Below are 16229 nucleotides of genomic sequence, written 5' to 3' on the forward strand. Positions count from 1 at the left end.
CAGCCATTTTGTCGACGGATCAAAGGGATGGTACAGATATTCACCGCCTTCGGAACGTGACGGCGACTGCAGCCTTGGGGGGCCCGTTGCGAGGGTTGGCTGCAGCGCGCGTTCCGGCACAGATGACTGGGGATCGAGCGCAGACGATGGGGTCCATCGACAGGTACATCTTTCGCACGACGCTGGCGTCGTTCGCGTTGGTGCTGGTCAGCCTCACCGGCGTGATCTGGATTACGCAGGCGCTGCGCGGCATCGACCTGATGACCAGCCAGGGCCAGACGATCCTGACCTTCCTTGGCATCACCGGTCTCGTGATTCCCTCCCTTCTCGGCGTCATCGCGCCGATCGCGCTGATGATCGCGGTCTCGCACACGCTGAACAAGCTTGCGACCGATTCGGAGATCATCGTCATGAACGCGGCCGGCATGTCGCCGATCCGGCTGTTCGTGCCGTTCGCCTATGCCACCTGCGCGGTGGCCGTGCTGGTGACGCTGATCGCCGCCTTCTTCGCCCCCGACGGCCTGCGCCGGATCAAGCAGTGGGATGCCGAGATCACCGCCGACGTGCTCGCCAACATCCTGCAGCCCGGGCGGTTCGCGCAGCTCGACCAGAACCTGACCATCCGGATCCGCGAGCGCCAACCCGGCGGCGAGCTGTCCGGCATCCTGATCGACGACCGCCGCGATCCCAAGGAGCGAATCACGATCATCGCCGAGAAGGGCACCGTCGTGAAGAATGCCGACGGCTCGTTCCTGGTGCTCGAGGACGGCAATCTGGAACGCTTCGAGCTCGGCAAGCGCGAGCCGGCGATGGTCGCGTTCGCCCGCTACGCCTTCGACATGTCGAAGTTTTCGAACCAGGGCCGCGACGTCACGCTCGGCATCCGCGAGCGCTATCTGTGGGAGCTGATGGCGCCCGCCGAGAACGATCCGATCTACAAGCAGATCCCGGGACAATTCCGCCAGGAATTGCACGACCGCTTCCTGGCGCCGATCTATCCGTTCGCCTTCGCGGCCCTCACCTTCGCGTTCCTGGGCGCGCCGCGGACGACACGCCAGAGCCGCAACTTCTCGTTCGGCAGCGCCATTCTCGCCGTGTTCGGCGTGCGCATGGCGGGCTTCGCCTGCTCGGTCATGACCGTGAAGACGCCGATGGCGGCGCTGGTGCAGTACCTCATGCTGTTCGGCGTGCTCGGCCTCAGCATCTGGATCATCATCGGCGGCGTGGTGGTCGAGCCGCCGGCGCGGCTGATGGAAGCCATCAACCGCTCGAACGCGCGAATCGCGCGGCTGTTCGGAAGGCCGGCCACCGCATGAGCATGGTCACCAACACGCTCGGGCGCTATTTCGCCGGCCGCTTCCTGGTCTCGGCGGTCGGCGTGTTCGCGAGCATCTTCATCCTGCTCGTGCTCGTCGACTACATCGAGATGGTGCGCAAGACGTCCGGACTTGCCTCCGCTTCGGCGCTGATGGTGGCGGAGACGTCGCTGTTCCGGGTGCCGCAATTGCTCGAGAAGATGATGCCGTTCTGCGTCCTGATCGGCGCCATGACCTGCTATCTCGCGCTGTCGCGCCGACTCGAACTCGTGGTGGCGCGCGCAGCCGGGGTCTCCGCCTGGCAGTTCATCGCGCCGGCGCTGGCAAGCGCCATCGTGCTCGGGCTGATGGCCACGACCCTCTACAATCCGATGTCGGCCAATCTGCGCGAGCTCTCCAAGCGCATGGAGGCCGAGCTGTTCGGCGCAGCGCCGGGCGGCGGCGTGCAGGACGCGGCCGGCTTCTGGCTCAACCAGATCAACCCCGACGGCTCGGTCATCATCAATGCCGCGCGCAGCGAGCAGCAGGGCGTCCGCCTGACCGGACTGACCCTGTTCCGTTTTGATACGGACAAGCACTTCAAGGAGCGAATCGAAGCGCGCGAGGCGACCCTGGAAGAAGGCCGGTGGGTCTTCCGGTCGGTGCGCCGATTCTCCCTCGATGCGCCGCCGGTGGACGAACCGACGTACATTCTTCCGACCAGCCTGACGCCGGCGCAGGTCCGAAACAGCTTTTCCACCCCCGAAACTGTGTCGTTTTGGCAACTTCCGACATACATCCGCTCGTCGGAGAGCTCAGGCTTCGCGACCGCGGGGTACAAGCTGCAGTATCATAAGCTGATCGCGCAGCCGTTTTTGCTGGCTGCGATGGTCATGCTGGCTGCGTCCGTGTCGCTCAGGTTCTTCCGAATGGGTGGCGTACAGAAAATGGTTTTGAGTGGCGTGGGCGCCGGGTTTCTGCTCTACGTTCTGTCGAAAGTAACTGAAGATTTGAGCAAGGCTGAGTTGATGAATCCGATCGCTGCGGCGTGGCTGCCGGTGTTCGTCGGCGGCCTCACCGGTTTCATGGCTTTGCTCTACCAGGAGGACGGCTAGTGTCGTTCGTTGCCGTCCGTCAGACAGCGCTCGCCGCGCTTCGGCAGCATGCCGTTGCGCGCGCCGGTTGCGCGCGCGTGCGTCGCGCCGGGTCTGGCGTACTTGGATTCGTTCTGGCCTGCGGGCTCGGCCTGATGGTTGCTGCTGCGACCGCGGTCGTGGCGCCGACCTCTGCCGTCGCGCAGGGCTTCACCTACAATCCGCGTCCGCCGAAGCCGCCGCCGCCGCGCGTCGCCAACGACAACCAGATGCTGGTGCAGGCAACGGAGGTCGATTACGACTACAACAACTCGCGCGTGTCGGCGGTCGGCAACGTGCAGCTGTTCTACAACGGCACTTCGGTCGAGGCCGACCGGGTGATCTACGACCAGAAGACCAAGCGCCTGCATGCGGAAGGCAACATCCGCATGACCGACGCCGACGGCAAGATCACCTACGCCAACAGCCTCGATCTGGCGGACAATTATCGCGACGGCTTCGTCGATTCGCTGCGCGTCGAGACCGAGGATCAGACGCGGATGGCGGCGACTCGCGCCGACCGCTCCAAGGGCAATTACACCGTCTTCGAGAACGGCGTGTACACCGCCTGCGCGCCGTGCAAGGACGATCCGAAGAAGCCGCCGTTGTGGCAGGTCAAGGGTGCTCGCATCATCCACGACCAGACCGAGAAGATGCTGTATTTCGAGAACGCCCAGCTCGAATTCTTCGGCGTTCCCCTGGCCTACATCCCCTATTTCTCGACGCCCGATCCGACGGTGAAGCGCAAGAGCGGCTTCCTGATGCCGGGCGTCACCCAGACCGGCGGCTACGGCTTCGGCGTCGACATCCCCTATTACTGGGCGATCGCGCCGGATTACGACGCGACGTTCACGCCGCGTATCACCTCCAAGCAGGGCGTGCTGCTGCAGACCGAGTTCCGCCAGCGCCTCAGCAATGGCGGCTATCAGGTGCGCCTGTACGGCATCGATCAGCTCGACCGCAACGCCTTCGCCGGCCAGCCGGGCGACCGCCAGTTCCGCGGCGGCGTCGACACCAAGGGCCAGTTCGCGCTCAACGACAAATGGGTCTGGGGCTGGGACGGCATCCTGCTGTCCGACTACATGTTCCTGTCGGATTACCGGCTGGCGCAGTATCGCGATCCGTTCAACTCGTTCATGAGCCTCCCGACCGAGGCGATCTCGCAGCTTTACTTGACCGGCGTCGGCAGCCGCAGCTTCTTCGACGTCCGGGCGATCCACTATCTGAGCTTCTCGGGCAACCAGCAGACCGTGCCGGTGGTCTATCCGGTGCTGGATTACTCGAACGTGCTGAACTATCCCGTGTTCGGCGGCGAGTTCAGCTACAAGACCAACTTCGTCAATCTGAGCCGCCAGACGGCCGTGTTCGACCCGATCACGACCACGGCCAACACCGCCGGGCTGTGCACGACGGTGTCTGCCGATCCGCGGGCGCGCCTGCCCACCCAGTGCCTGCTGCGCGCCACGCCCGGCACCTACACCCGCCTGACCGCGCAGGCGGAGTGGCGGCGGTCGTTCACGGATCCCTACGGCCAGATCTGGACGCCGTTCGCGATCCTGCGCGCAGACGCGATCAACGCCAACGTCTCGAACCAGCCGGGCGTGGGCAACTTCCTGCAGACCGGGGACACCCAGGCGCTGCGCCTGATGCCGACGGTCGGCCTGGAATATCGCTATCCGTTCATCAACGTTCAGCCATGGGGCACGACGACGATCGAGCCGATCGCGCAAGTGATCATCCGGCCGAACGAGACCTATGCCGGCCGGCTGCCGAACGAGGACGCCCAGAGCATGGTGTTCGACGCCAGCAACCTGTTCAGCGTCGACAAGTTCTCCGGCTATGACCGCGTCGAGGGCGGCGGCCGCGCCAATGTCGGTGTCCAGGCCACCACGCAGTTCGACCGCGGCGGCACCATCAACGTGCTGTTCGGCCAGTCCTACCACCTGTTCGGGATGAACTCGTTCGCGGTGCAGGACGCCAACAACACCGCGATCGGTTCCGGCCTGGACAAGAACGCCTCGGACTACGTGGCGCGCGTCGACTATTCGCCGAACCGCACCTACACGTTCAGCATGCGCAGCCGGTTCGACCAGCAGACCCTGAACATCCAGCGCTTCGAGGCGGAAGCCAAGGCGAACTTCGATCGTTGGTCGGTGGCCCTGACCTACGGCAACTATGCCGCCGATCCGGCGCTCGGCTACCTCGACCGTCGCGAGGGCATCCTCGGTAGCGGCTCGGTCAAGGTGGCGCCGAACTGGGTCGTCACGGGTGCGGCGCGCTGGGATCTGGCAGCCAACAAGATCAACCAGTATGTGATCGGCGCCGGCTATGTGGACGATTGTTTCGTGCTGGCCGCCAACTATGTAACGTCGTATAATTATACGGCGGGCACCACTCCCCCCGTTCTGAGCCATGCCTATATGCTCCAGATCGGACTCCGGACGCTGGCCAATTCCTCGTCCACGGGAACCGGGGCTGGGGGCCTGCAGTAGCGCGCGCCAGTCTCCGACGGGCCGCTCCGTGGGGGTCGAAAGTCCCTCGTTGGGAGCCGTGGCGCCGCTTCCAGTTGGATCAATAGCGACAACGAAGCTTGGTCATGACGATCGCGTTCTCTCCTCGCCTTCGGGCCCTGGCCATCTGCACTCTTGCCGCACTCGTCTGCGGCATCGGAACGATGTCGGCTCGCGCCCAGAGCATCGTCGTCATGGTCAATGGCGATCCCATCACCGACTATGACATCGAGCAGCGCACCAAGCTGAACTTCCTGAGCACTCGCAAGCATCAGACTCGCCAGGAGATCATCAACGAGCTGATCGACGACAAGGTGAAGATCAAGGAAGGCAAGAAGTTTGGCGTCGAGCCGACCGCCTCCGACGTCGACCAGTCGTTTGCCGGCATGGGCTCTCGCATGCGGCTCAACCCGGAACAGTTGACCAAATCGCTGGAGAGCCAGGGTGTGCGGCCGGAGACGCTGAAGGCGCGCATCAAGGCCGAGATCGTCTGGAGCAGCCTGGTGCGCGGCCGCTACAAGGAACGCCTGATCGTCTCCGACAAGGACGTGGCCGCGGCTGTCGCCGCCGCCGGCGGCGATGGCGATCAGCAGGGCCAGGCGTTCGAGTACAAGATGCAGCCGATCGTGCTGATCGTGTCGAACTCCTCGAACCAGGGTCTGATGGAAGCGCGGCACAAGGAGGCCGAGGCCTTGCGCGCACGGGTGCAGACCTGCGCCGAAGCCAACAACATCTTCAAGACGACGGCGAATGCGGTCATCAAGGAGATCGTCGTCAAGACGTCCGCCGACATCCCGCCGAATCTGCGCAAGCTGCTCGATGACACGCCGATCGGCCACCTGACTCCGCCGGAAGCGACGCGGCAGGGCATCCAGATGGTGGCCCTCTGCTCGCGGACTCCGACCACGATCGACACGCCGAAGAAGCGGGAGATCAAGGAGCAGATGTACACCAAGAAATACGAGGCCACCTCCAAGGCCTATCTGCAGGAAGTCCGCAAGGCGGCGATGATCGAATATCGCTGATGACGAAGCCGCTCGCGCTGACCCTGGGGGAACCGGCAGGCATCGGACCCGACATCACCCTGCAGGCGTGGCTGCGCCGCACCGAGCTCGGACTCCCCGCCTTCTACGTGCGCGGCGATCCTGTCTTTCTCGCGCAGCGCGCCAGGCTGCTCGACCTTCCCGTCACCGTGGACGAAGTTCGTCCCGAACAGGCGGCACAGGCGTTTGGGACCGTGCTGCCCGTGGTCTCCACCGGACACGCCGTGACGGCCCTGCCGGGCCGTCCGGACACGACGAGTGCCGCGGCGGCCATCGGCTCGATCCGTGAGGCGGTGGCCGACGTGAGGGCCGGACGCGCCAGCGCCGTCGTGACCAACCCGATCGCCAAGGCCGTGCTCTACCGTGCCGGCTTCTCGCATCCCGGCCATACCGAATTTCTCGCCGAGCTCGCCGCCGATGGCGGCGCGGTCCCGCAGCCTGTCATGATGCTGTGGTCACCGATGCTCGCCGTCGTGCCGGTGACGATCCACGTCGCGCTGCGCGACGCGATCGAGCAGCTCACGAGCCCGCTGATCACCTCGACGACGCGCATCGTCGCGGCGAGCCTGCGCCGCTATTTCGGCGTGTCGCGGCCGCGCATTGCGATGTCGGGACTCAATCCGCATGCGGGCGAGGACGGTACGCTCGGCACCGAAGAGGACACGATCATCGCGCCCGCGATCGCAACCTTGCACAATGCCGGCCTCGACGTGCAGGGACCGTTGCCCGCCGACACGATGTTTCATGACGCCGCGCGCAAGACCTACGACTGCGCCATCTGCATGTATCACGACCAGGCGCTGATCCCGATCAAGACGCTGGCGTTCGACGACGGCGTCAACGTGACGCTCGGCCTGCCGTTCATCCGCACCTCGCCGGACCACGGCACGGCGTTCGGCATCGCCGGCAAGGGCAGCGCCAATCCGGCGAGCCTGATCGCGGCCCTGCGGCTCGCCGCGCGCATGGCCAGCCACGCGTCATGAGCGCCATCGACGACCTGCCGCCGCTGCGCGAGGTCATTCGTGATCATCAGCTGTCGGCGCGCAAGGCGCTCGGCCAGAACTTCCTGCTCGATCTCAATCTCACCGCCCGGATCGCGCGCGCCGCGGGTCCGCTCGAAGACGCCACCGTGGTGGAGATCGGCCCCGGCCCGGGCGGGCTGACGCGGGCGCTGCTCGCGCTCGGCGCGCGCCACGTGATCGCGGTCGAGCACGACGAGCGCGCGATCCCGGCGCTGCAGGCGATCGCCGCGCGCTATCCGGGGCGGCTCGAAATCGTCTGCACCGACGCCCGCACCTTCGACGTCCGGCCCTACCTCGGCAGCACCAAAGCAAAGATCGTCGCCAACCTGCCCTACAACATCGCGACGCATCTCCTGATCGGCTGGCTCTCCGCGGAGCCGTGGCCGCCCTGGTACGACATGATGGTGCTGATGTTTCAGCGCGAGGTCGCCGAGCGCATCGTCGCGCGCGAGAACGAGGACGCCTATGGGCGGCTCGGCGTGCTCGCCAACTGGCGCTGCGAGACCAAGATCCTGTTCGACATCTCGCCATCCGCCTTCGTGCCGCCGCCGAAGGTCACGTCGTCCGTGGTGCGGCTGGTGCCGCGCCCGTCGCCCGAACCCTGCGACCGCCGCGCGCTCGAGCAGGTCGCCGCCGCCGCCTTCGGCCAGCGCCGCAAGATGCTGCGGCAGAGCCTGAAGTCGCTGCCGGCGGATCCCGCGCGGCTCGCAGCCGCCGCAGGCGTCGATCCCACCCGCCGCGCCGAGACCATTCCGGTGTCGGGCTTTGTTGCCATGGCCCGCGAATTGACCAATAGTCGCGACGAGAACAAGTCGTAATCAACAAGCATTTCAGGGAGTTTCATCATGGCGTTGATGCGCCGTCAGTCGCTCGTCAAGTTCGACGCACCGCTGTGCGAAACCATCGTCGAGACGCCGAAGCCGCAAGGCCGGGAAGTTCTGGTTCGCATCGAGCGCTGCGGCCTGTGCCACTCCGACCTGCATATCCAGGACGGCTATGCCGATCTCGGCGGCGGCAAGCGCCTGGACACCACGCGCGGCATGACCCTGCCCTTCACGCTCGGCCATGAGATCGCCGGCGTTGTCGACGAGGTCGGAGCCGACGTGCCGAAGGGGCTGATCGGCGCCCGGCGCGCGGTGTTTCCGTGGATCGGCTGCGGCCAATGCCGCGACTGCGCCAATGGCGACGAGAATTTGTGCGCCAAGCAGCGCTTCCTCGGCGTCTCGATCGACGGCGGCTTCGCCACCCACGTGCTGGTGCCGGATGCGAAGTATCTGCTGGAATACGATCCGCTGCCGGTCAACCAGGCCGCGACGCTGATGTGCTCCGGCGTAACGGCCTATGGCGCGCTCAAGCGCCTCGTGGATCGGCCGCGCCAGCGCAATCTGCTGCTGATCGGACTCGGCGGCGTCGGCATGATGGGCCTGTCGTTCGCGCAGGCCATGTTCAAGCAGCCGATCTCGGTGGCCGACCTCTCGGCGGCCGCGCGCGAAACCGCGCTGCAGAATGGCGCCGCGACGGCCTACGATCCGGCCGAGCCGGATGTGATCAAGCGCATCCTCAAGGAGACCGAGGGCGGCTTCGACGAAATCGTCGATTTCGCCGGCAACGAGAAGTCGATGGCCTTTGCGGTTTCCGTCGCAGCGCGCGGCGGCAAGATCGTCGTGTCCGGACTGATGGGCGGCCAGTTCACCCTGCCGATGGTTCAATGGGTGTACAAGCGCATGACCATCGAGGGTTTCATGGTCGGCACGCTGGCCGAGGCGCACGAACTGATGGCGCTCGCGCGCGCCGGCAAGATCAAGCCGCCGCCGATGCGCGAGGAGCCGATGGCTGACGTACAGAAGTGGATCGATGCGCTGCGCGCCGGCCATGTGGTCGGACGCGTGGTGCTGACGAACTGATCCCTCGTCGTTGCGACATCGCACGCGGCGGCGGTGCTGCACCGCCGCCGCTCGCTGCCACTGCGGCCAATCATTTGTCCACAAACGTAGAGGTTGTCGGCGCGACGCCTCTGCCCCCTGAGGGTGAAAAGCCAGGTCCATCGTCACCGATGTGACCGATTTGGCGCGATAGCGCGGCCAAAATCGCGGCGTGATGCGGAGCTTCTTGTGGGAAAAAAGCCGCACTCGGGCACGAAAGGATCGCGACAGAATTAATCCGGAATTGCGGCTCATTGCCACCCAACTTCTCTCCGAGAACGCGCCGTTGCGTAAGCGTATCCGGAGTCTTCAATGGCAAGCCGAACGGCAGGAGTTGCGTTTGCCATTGCAGCCGGAATCCTTGGCACCGTCGTGCTCGTGCTGCCGCGCGTCGTGTTGGCGGCGGAGGAATGTCTGACCGAGCCGACGGGAGAGAAGTCCGACGCGCAACGCTGGTACTATCGTTTCGATCGTGGCACCAATCGGCGTTGCTGGTATCTGAAAGACGCCAATGGCAACACCCGTGACGCCGCGGCACCGATACGGGCGACGCAGCAGCCGGCACCCTGGGACTTCGCCCAGCCCGCTCCACCCAAATTGACGCCAAGACGCACCGATGGTCCGGTCGCTCGCACCAGCGACGCCCTCGCAGAAGCGCCGCAGCCGCGGCTGCGTGCCGATCTCGCCGTGCGCGGCACGCCGAAGCCGCAGACTCTCGCCACACCGACGACGCTGACCGCATCCGACACCAGCCTGCCCCGCAGCCTCGATACCTCGCCCTGGCCCTCTGCCCCGCCACAACAGGCGGAGCCGATCGCTGCCGATGCGCCACCGCCGGCAATGGCCGACGACGGCAATGCGGAGCCGGACACGAATGCGGCGCCGGCTGCCGACGGGCCGATCATCGCACCGAAGCCAAGCAAGCCCGAAGCGCCCATCCACGTGCTCATGCTCGTGGTCATCGGCGCCCTCGCGATTTCAGGACTGCTGGCGAGCGCGCTCTATCGGCTCAGCCGGATGGGACGGCGGCAACGGCGCAACGGCAGCTGGCACGCGGACGCAGTCCGGATGCGCCGTAGTCGCATCAAACCACGGTCCAAGGCGCCGCAGGGCGGGATGCGTGCGGGCCGCGGCAGCATGCCGGCAGCACCCTCCCATTCAGGCGGCAGCCGCGGCTCTCAGCCGGCTTCGGCGCTCGACCTCGCGAGCGCGCGGCTGGCGGCTTCGCCGGACCAGGTCGAGCCCCGTCCGCAGCGGCCGGCGCCGTCTCCCCAGCAGCAGGATCACCCGGCCGTAGCCGCACGCCGACGCGACCGGGACGCGGCTGCGGCGATGCAACGATCGCAGTCCACCGACGCGGTATGGCAGGCGGTCGATGAGCTGGTCGATCGCGCAGCAGTACGCCGGGCCGAGCCTTCCGGGGCACAGACCGCTACGACCAACGCGCAGCCAATGCCGGTTGCCGCAACTGCCCCATCGCCTGCTGCTCCGGCGCAGGCACAACTGACGGCTGCCCAGATGGCCGCGGCGCAGGCCGCTGCCGCCAAGATTGCAGCAGCCCAGGCGAGCGCCGCTGCCGCAGCTGCCTCGCCGCGTTCGCCGACCTATGCGGCACCGACGGCACCCGCCGAGCCCTGGCCGGCGGCGCAGCGGGTTGAACCAGCGAATCCCGCCCGCATCCAGGTGGCCGCACCAATGCCGCCATCGGCCCCGCCACCGACGCAGGCTGCCGCGACCGCCGCCCCACCCGCCCCTGTCGACGTCAGCGAAATCGTGTCGGCGCTGCGCAGGGCCCGCAACAGCGATGCCACGTCCCCCGCTGCCGGCGCGCCGATCGACGCCGCCAAGGTGATTGCCGCGCTGCTGGTGTCGCGCGCGGCCAAGCGGCGTACCCCGCAACCCGGCGAGGCTGGCGACGGTCCGGCTGCAGCGGCCCTCGCTGAGACGGCTCCGCCAGCGCAGGCGGACGCTGCACACCGGACCACGCAGGCGTCGCAACCCCTGACGAACCAATTGCGTGGCGGCCAGCCGGCCGCTCAGCCCGTTCCCGCGATGCCCGATCAGCCCGCGCCCCCGCGCGCGCCGTCAACGGCACCAGCCGATCCAGCGGCCGCGCTGATCGAGACGCTTCGCGCGCATGCGGCACGACAGCCGGCCCCTCAGCCTGACGATGACATCGCGAGGGCCGGACCCGGGATGATGTCGGAGGCCCCTGCCGCCGAAGACGACGAGCTCGACGATCCTGCGGCGGCGCTGATCAACCTTCTGCAGTCGCGCTTTTCATTGCCCGAAGACGAGCTGGAGGCGGAGCCGCAGCAGGAGGAGTTCTCAGTCGAGGCTCAGCAGGACGTCGCGCACATGCATGATGATCCCGCGGCCCGACTGATGAGTCTGCTGGAATCGCGGTCGTCGATCCCGGCCGCGCCACCGATCATCGACAGGCCGCAGGCGCCGCAGCAACCGCAGCGACCGCCGCAGCAGCGACCCCTGTTCGTGCCGAGCCAGTTCGAGGACCCGGCGACCCCGCCGCTCGACTTCATTCCGCGGCCTCCGGCGCTGCGCCCGCGGCCGCGCAACATTCAGCACGATGATGAGCTCGACGGCATCCAGGACATCCTGGCGCGCCTCGGCCGGCGGGCGTAGACGGAAGGCGTTTCAGCCCTCGAGCTGGCGCTGCAGCTCGCGCACGAAGGTCGTCAGGCCGGTGCGGCGCTCGCGCTTCAGGCGCTCGGCCTTGAGGATCGACTGCACCTCGGCAAACGCGTCGTCGACGTTGCGGTTGATGACGATGTAGTCGTACTCCGCCCAGTGGCTCATCTCGTGGCTGGCGCGGCTCATGCGCCCGCGGATGACCTCATCGGAGTCCTGCGCGCGGGTGTGGAGACGCTTCTCCAGATCGGCGGCGGACGGCGGCAGGATGAACACGCTGACGACGTCCTGCCGCGCCTTCTCGCGCAGTTGCTGCGTGCCCTGCCAGTCGATGTCGAACAGCACGTCCTGGCCCGCCGACAACGCCGCTTCGACCGGCGCGCGCGGCGTGCCATAGCGGTTGTCGAACACGGTGGCCCATTCGAGCAGCTCGTTGCGCTTGGCCATGTCCTCGAAGCGCGCGCGGTCGACGAAGTGATAGTCGCGGCCGTCGACCTCACCTGGCCTCATCGAGCGCGTCGTCGCCGAGACCGACATCCGCAGGCCCGACATGCGCTCGATCAGCAGGCGCGACAGCGTCGTCTTGCCCGCCCCCGAAGGCGATGACAGCACGAACATCAGGCCGCGCCGCTCGACCCCATCGAAGCTTCCGTCGTGAGCCGCCATGGATCACTCCAGATTCTGAACCTGTTCGCGGAACTGCTCGACCACGGTCTTCAGCTCCAGGCCGATGTTCGTCAGCTCGATGTCGTTCGACTTCGAGCAGGTGGTGTTGACCTCGCGATGGAATTCCTGGGCGAGGAAGTCGAGCCGGCGGCCGACGGGCCCGCCCTTGCCGAGCATCTCGCGCGCCTGCGCGATGTGGGAGGCGATGCGATCGAGTTCCTCGCGCACGTCGGCCTTGGCCGCGATCAGCAGCGCCTCCTGCGCCAGGCGGTCAGGATCGAAGCGGTCCGACGTGTCGAGCAGGGCCGCGACCTGCTCGGCGAGTCGCGCCTTGATGGCCTCTGGCTTGCGGCCCGGCGATGTTTCGGCCCTCTTCGCCAGTGCCTCGATCTCGTCGACGCGCTGGTTGAGGATCTGTCCGAGCGTGTCGCCCTCACGCCGACGCATCTCCACGAGATGTTTCAGCGCGGTCTCGAACGCCGCGATCGCCGCCTCCTTGGCGGCCTTGTCCTCGGCCTCGTCGGTCTCCGGCTCCGCCACCTCGATCACGCCCTTGATCGACAGCAGCCCATCGATGCTGGGCGCGACCGCGTCGATCCGGCCCGCGAGCTGGCTCGCCACCTTCACGACGGCCGCCAGCACATCCTCGTTGATTCGTACCGTCGACCCGGTCTCGGTGCGCTTGACGGTGAGATTGGCGTAGACGGTGCCGCGCGACAGCACCTCGGTGGCGCGCTTCTTGGCGAAGGCCTCGACCTCGTCCCAGCCCTGCGGCAGCCGCACCCGGACGTCCAATCCCTTGGCATTGACCGATTTCAACTCCCACTCGAACGAGTAGGGACCGCTTGCCCCGTGGCTACGGGCAAAGCCGGTCATGCTCGACAGCGCCATTTCGTCCATGTCTCCGGCATATCGGGAATGGCGGGACAGACTCGCTCCGCCAAAAGTGCGCGAACCTTACGGCCTTTTGGGCAAATGTTAAGCCCGGTTCTGCGCGGCCGACATGCGTGGGAAATTATTGCTGAACGACCGGCGGGGTCGGCTGCGCAGCGCCCTGCCGCGCCCCGTTGCCGGGTGCAACACCGCCGTTGGCGCGGTTGGCGGGCGGCCTCTTCGCACCGGCCGGCGCCCGTGGCGCGGCTGCCCCGGCCGCCGGATCCACCGCTCCGCCGGCAACGGCCGGCGGCGCCTCGTCGGGCTCGACGGTGTCGTTCTGGGTCTGCCGCTCCATCGCCCTGAGCTTGGCGACGTTCTTCTGGTGCAGGTCGTAGGTCTCGGTGAACGCGTGGCCGCCGGTGCCGTCGGCGACGAAATAGAGATCGCGCGTGCGCGCCGGATTGGCCGTCGCCTCCAGCGAGGCGCGTCCCGGATTCGAGATCGGTCCCGGCGGCAGGCCCTCGATCACATAGGTGTTGTAGGGCGACGGTTGGGTGATCTCGCTGCGCTTGATCGGACGGCCCAGCGTGCCCTTGCCGCCGACCAGACCATAGATGATGGTCGGATCGGACTGCAGCTTGATCCTCTGCTTCAGCCGGTTGACGAATACTGCGGCCACCCGGCTGCGCTCGTCGGGCTTGCCGGTCTCCTTCTCGACGATCGAAGCCAGCGTCACCAGCTGCTCCGGCGTCCTGACCGGCAGATCCGGACTACGCCGTTCCCAGATCTCGGCCAACACGCGCTTCTGCGCCTGCTGCATGCGCTGCACGACCTGATCGCGGCTGGTCCCGCGCGGGAACTTGTAGGTCTCCGGCAACAACGTGCCTTCGCGCGGAATCTCGCGGACGCTGCCGGTGAAGATCTCGTTCTCGGACAGACGCGCCACGATCTGCTCTGACGTCAGGCCTTCGGGCACGGTCACCGAATGCTGCACGACCTTGCCTTCGACGATGACGCCGATCACGTCGCGCAACGATGCATTCTTCTGGAACGCATACTCGCCCGGCTTGAGGTCGGAACTGGCCTTCAGCGCATAGACCCCACCGATGAAGATCCACGGATTGACGTCGATCACACCTTCACGCGCGAGCACGTCGGCAATATCGCGTTTGCCCGCGCGCTGCGGGATGTTGACGACCTTGTCCTCCTGCAGCGGTCCTGCCGCTTCGAGGATCTGCCGTCCATAATAGTAGGCCGCGCCCACGCCGAGCATGGCCAGGATGAGCAAGGTGATGATCGCATTGCCGACCACCACGAACGGATTACGGGCGCGGTCGGAGCGGCGCGGCGGCGGCGGCACGCGTTCCGGCTCCAGCGCTGCGCGCGGGCTGCGGGGCGAGATGGGCGGCCGTTCACTCATCGATGCAACCTTCAGTCCTGTCGCTCTCGTCGTGGCCGTGCGCTCCCCAACGCAAGCGACCTGAAGTCCACGCCCAATTTAACGATTCGTCATCTCGTCATCGAATACGGCGAAAAGGTGTTTTCGCCGGGCCTCACCGCCATGCGCATCCACTTACCGCATCGGCGCCGAAGGCCGACCTGCGAAAGACACGCGAAGTTAAAGACACGCGAAGTCTTGGGTTCTAGTGTGGCTGCAGTCGGATATCCGCGTGACCAAGCGACAATCGGCCCGAGCGGCATTCCGTCCTTCCGCACTAGGTCACCACGCGCCGCAAAACCACCGACGCGTTGGTGCCGCCGAAACCAAACGAGTTCGACAGCGCCACGTTGATCTCGCGTTTGCGAGGTGCATGCGGCACGAGATCGATCGCGGTTTCCACCGACGGATTCTCCAGATTGATCGTCGGCGGCGCGATGTTATCCCGAATCGCGAGAATGCTGAAGATGGCTTCGACGGCGCCGGCCGCGCCGAGCAAATGGCCGATCGACGATTTGGTCGACGACATCGAGATCTTCGAAGCGGCATTGCCAAGCAGGCGCTCGACCGCGCCGAGTTCGATCTCGTCGCCGACTTGAGTCGAGGTGCCGTGCGCGTTGATGTAGTCGAGGTCGGCGGCCGTGATGCCGGCGCGCTTCAGCGCCGCACTCATGCTGCGAAAGCCGCCGTCGCCATCCGGCGATGGCGATGTGATGTGATAGGCGTCGCCGGACAGTCCGTAGCCGCAGACCTCGGCGTAGATCCGCGCGCCGCGTGCCTTGGCGTGCTCATACTCCTCGAGCACGACCACGCCGGCGCCCTCGCCCATCACGAAGCCATCGCGGTCCTTGTCGTAAGGACGCGACGCGCGCTCGGGCGTCTCGTTGAATCCGGTCGACAGTGCGCGGGCCGCGCAGAACCCGGCCATGCCGATTCGGCAAATCGGCGATTCGGTGCCGCCGGCGACCATGACATCGGCATCGCCGAGCGCGATCAGGCGGCTGGCGTCGCCGATCGCATGCGCGCCGGTCGAGCAGGCGGTGACGACCGAATGATTGGGGCCCTTGAGCCCGTGCTCGATCGAGACATAGCCCGAGGCGAGATTGATCAGACGTCCGGGAATGAAGAAGGGCGACACTTTGCGCGGACCGCGCTCCTTCAGCAGGATCGCCGTGTCGGCAATGCCCGAGAGGCCACCGATGCCGGACCCGATCAGCGTGCCGGTGGCGCAGCGGTCCTCTTCCGTCGCGGGATGCCAGTTGGCGTCATCGAGCGCCTGACGCGCCGCAGCCATCGCGAAAATGATGAAATCGTCGACCTTGCGCTGGTCCTTGGGCTCCATCCACTGGTCGGCATTGAAGGTGCCGTCGGAGCCATCGCCGCGCGGCACCTGACAGGCCACCTTGGCGGGAAGATCGGAGACCTCGAACGACTCGATCAAGCGCGCACCGCTCTTGCCCTGAAGGATGCGCTGCCAGGTCGTTTCCACACCACAGCCAAGCGGCGAAACCATGCCAAGGCCAGTGACGACAACCCGCCTCATGTTCGTTTCTCCAGACCCGATTTTGAGCGCTTGTGGATCGGCTGACGGCCGTCGCCGCATCTCGGGTCAATTGTTCGAGTAACACGGTCTGGCCAGGCAGCGCGACCGAATCGTCTGTCGCCGGCCGCCAGA

12 protein-coding genes are annotated in these 16229 nt (G+C 66.5%); 8 read left to right on the plus strand and 4 right to left on the minus strand.

Features of this window, described 5'->3' with window-relative positions:
- Positions 1-146: 146 nt before the first annotated feature.
- The 8 genes from lptF to ACQR10_RS06930 all read left to right on the plus strand — a co-directional run bounded on the left by lptF (position 147) and on the right by ACQR10_RS06930 (position 11568).
- The gene (gene lptF, locus ACQR10_RS06895) at positions 147-1316 is read left to right on the plus strand and encodes an LPS export ABC transporter permease LptF (RefSeq protein WP_315800289.1); all 1170 of its coding nucleotides are present in this window, start codon (positions 147-149) and stop codon (positions 1314-1316) included.
- Positions 1313-2410: an LPS export ABC transporter permease LptG gene (lptG, locus tag ACQR10_RS06900; RefSeq protein WP_315712392.1), complete on the plus strand. Its 1098-nt coding sequence runs from the start codon at positions 1313-1315 to the stop codon at positions 2408-2410. Before lptF ends, lptG begins: the two co-directional genes overlap by 4 nt.
- Positions 2410-4920 (plus strand): LPS-assembly protein LptD, encoded by a 2511-nt coding sequence (locus ACQR10_RS06905; protein ID WP_316215644.1) that lies wholly within the window; start codon positions 2410-2412, stop codon positions 4918-4920. Before lptG ends, ACQR10_RS06905 begins: the two co-directional genes overlap by 1 nt.
- Before the next feature lie 104 nt (positions 4921-5024).
- Entirely contained in the window at positions 5025-5963 is a 939-nt protein-coding gene (locus ACQR10_RS06910) for a SurA N-terminal domain-containing protein (RefSeq protein WP_315800292.1), read from the plus strand.
- Positions 5963-6964, plus strand: a complete 1002-nt coding sequence (gene pdxA, locus ACQR10_RS06915; RefSeq protein WP_316215643.1) for a 4-hydroxythreonine-4-phosphate dehydrogenase PdxA — start codon at positions 5963-5965, stop codon at positions 6962-6964. The genes ACQR10_RS06910 and pdxA overlap by 1 nt, the downstream gene beginning before the upstream one ends.
- Positions 6961-7821 carry a 16S rRNA (adenine(1518)-N(6)/adenine(1519)-N(6))-dimethyltransferase RsmA gene (rsmA, locus tag ACQR10_RS06920; protein ID WP_315800294.1) on the plus strand — a complete coding sequence of 287 codons (861 nt, stop codon included), beginning with the start codon at positions 6961-6963 and terminating at the stop codon, positions 7819-7821. Before pdxA ends, rsmA begins: the two co-directional genes overlap by 4 nt.
- A 27-nt stretch (positions 7822-7848) precedes the next feature.
- Complete coding sequence (locus tag ACQR10_RS06925) at positions 7849-8907, plus strand: alcohol dehydrogenase (protein WP_316215642.1); 1059 nt, start codon at positions 7849-7851, stop codon at positions 8905-8907.
- 390 nt (positions 8908-9297) lie between these two features.
- Entirely contained in the window at positions 9298-11568 is a 2271-nt protein-coding gene (locus tag ACQR10_RS06930; protein ID WP_316215641.1) for a hypothetical protein, read from the plus strand.
- A 12-nt stretch (positions 11569-11580) separates the two neighbouring features.
- Here ACQR10_RS06930 and gmk read toward each other — a convergent pair whose 3' ends face one another.
- The 4 genes from gmk to fabF all read right to left on the minus strand — a co-directional run bounded on the left by gmk (position 11581) and on the right by fabF (position 16097).
- Positions 11581-12240 (minus strand): guanylate kinase, encoded by a 660-nt coding sequence (gmk, locus tag ACQR10_RS06935; RefSeq protein WP_315800297.1) that lies wholly within the window; start codon positions 12238-12240, stop codon positions 11581-11583.
- 3 nt (positions 12241-12243) lie between these two features.
- Positions 12244-13131, minus strand: coding sequence for a YicC/YloC family endoribonuclease (locus ACQR10_RS06940; protein ID WP_315800446.1), 888 nt, complete (start codon positions 13129-13131; stop codon positions 12244-12246).
- Between the two features lie 124 nt (positions 13132-13255).
- Positions 13256-14536 (minus strand): endolytic transglycosylase MltG, encoded by a 1281-nt coding sequence (mltG, locus tag ACQR10_RS06945; RefSeq protein WP_316215640.1) that lies wholly within the window; start codon positions 14534-14536, stop codon positions 13256-13258.
- A gap of 295 nt (positions 14537-14831) precedes the next feature.
- Positions 14832-16097, minus strand: coding sequence for a beta-ketoacyl-ACP synthase II (gene fabF / locus ACQR10_RS06950; protein WP_315800299.1), 1266 nt, complete (start codon positions 16095-16097; stop codon positions 14832-14834).
- Positions 16098-16229: the final 132 nt, after the last annotated feature.

The sequence above is a fragment of the Bradyrhizobium sp. HKCCYLRH2060 genome, from assembly GCF_051168135.1.
Taxonomy (GTDB): domain Bacteria; phylum Pseudomonadota; class Alphaproteobacteria; order Rhizobiales; family Xanthobacteraceae; genus Bradyrhizobium.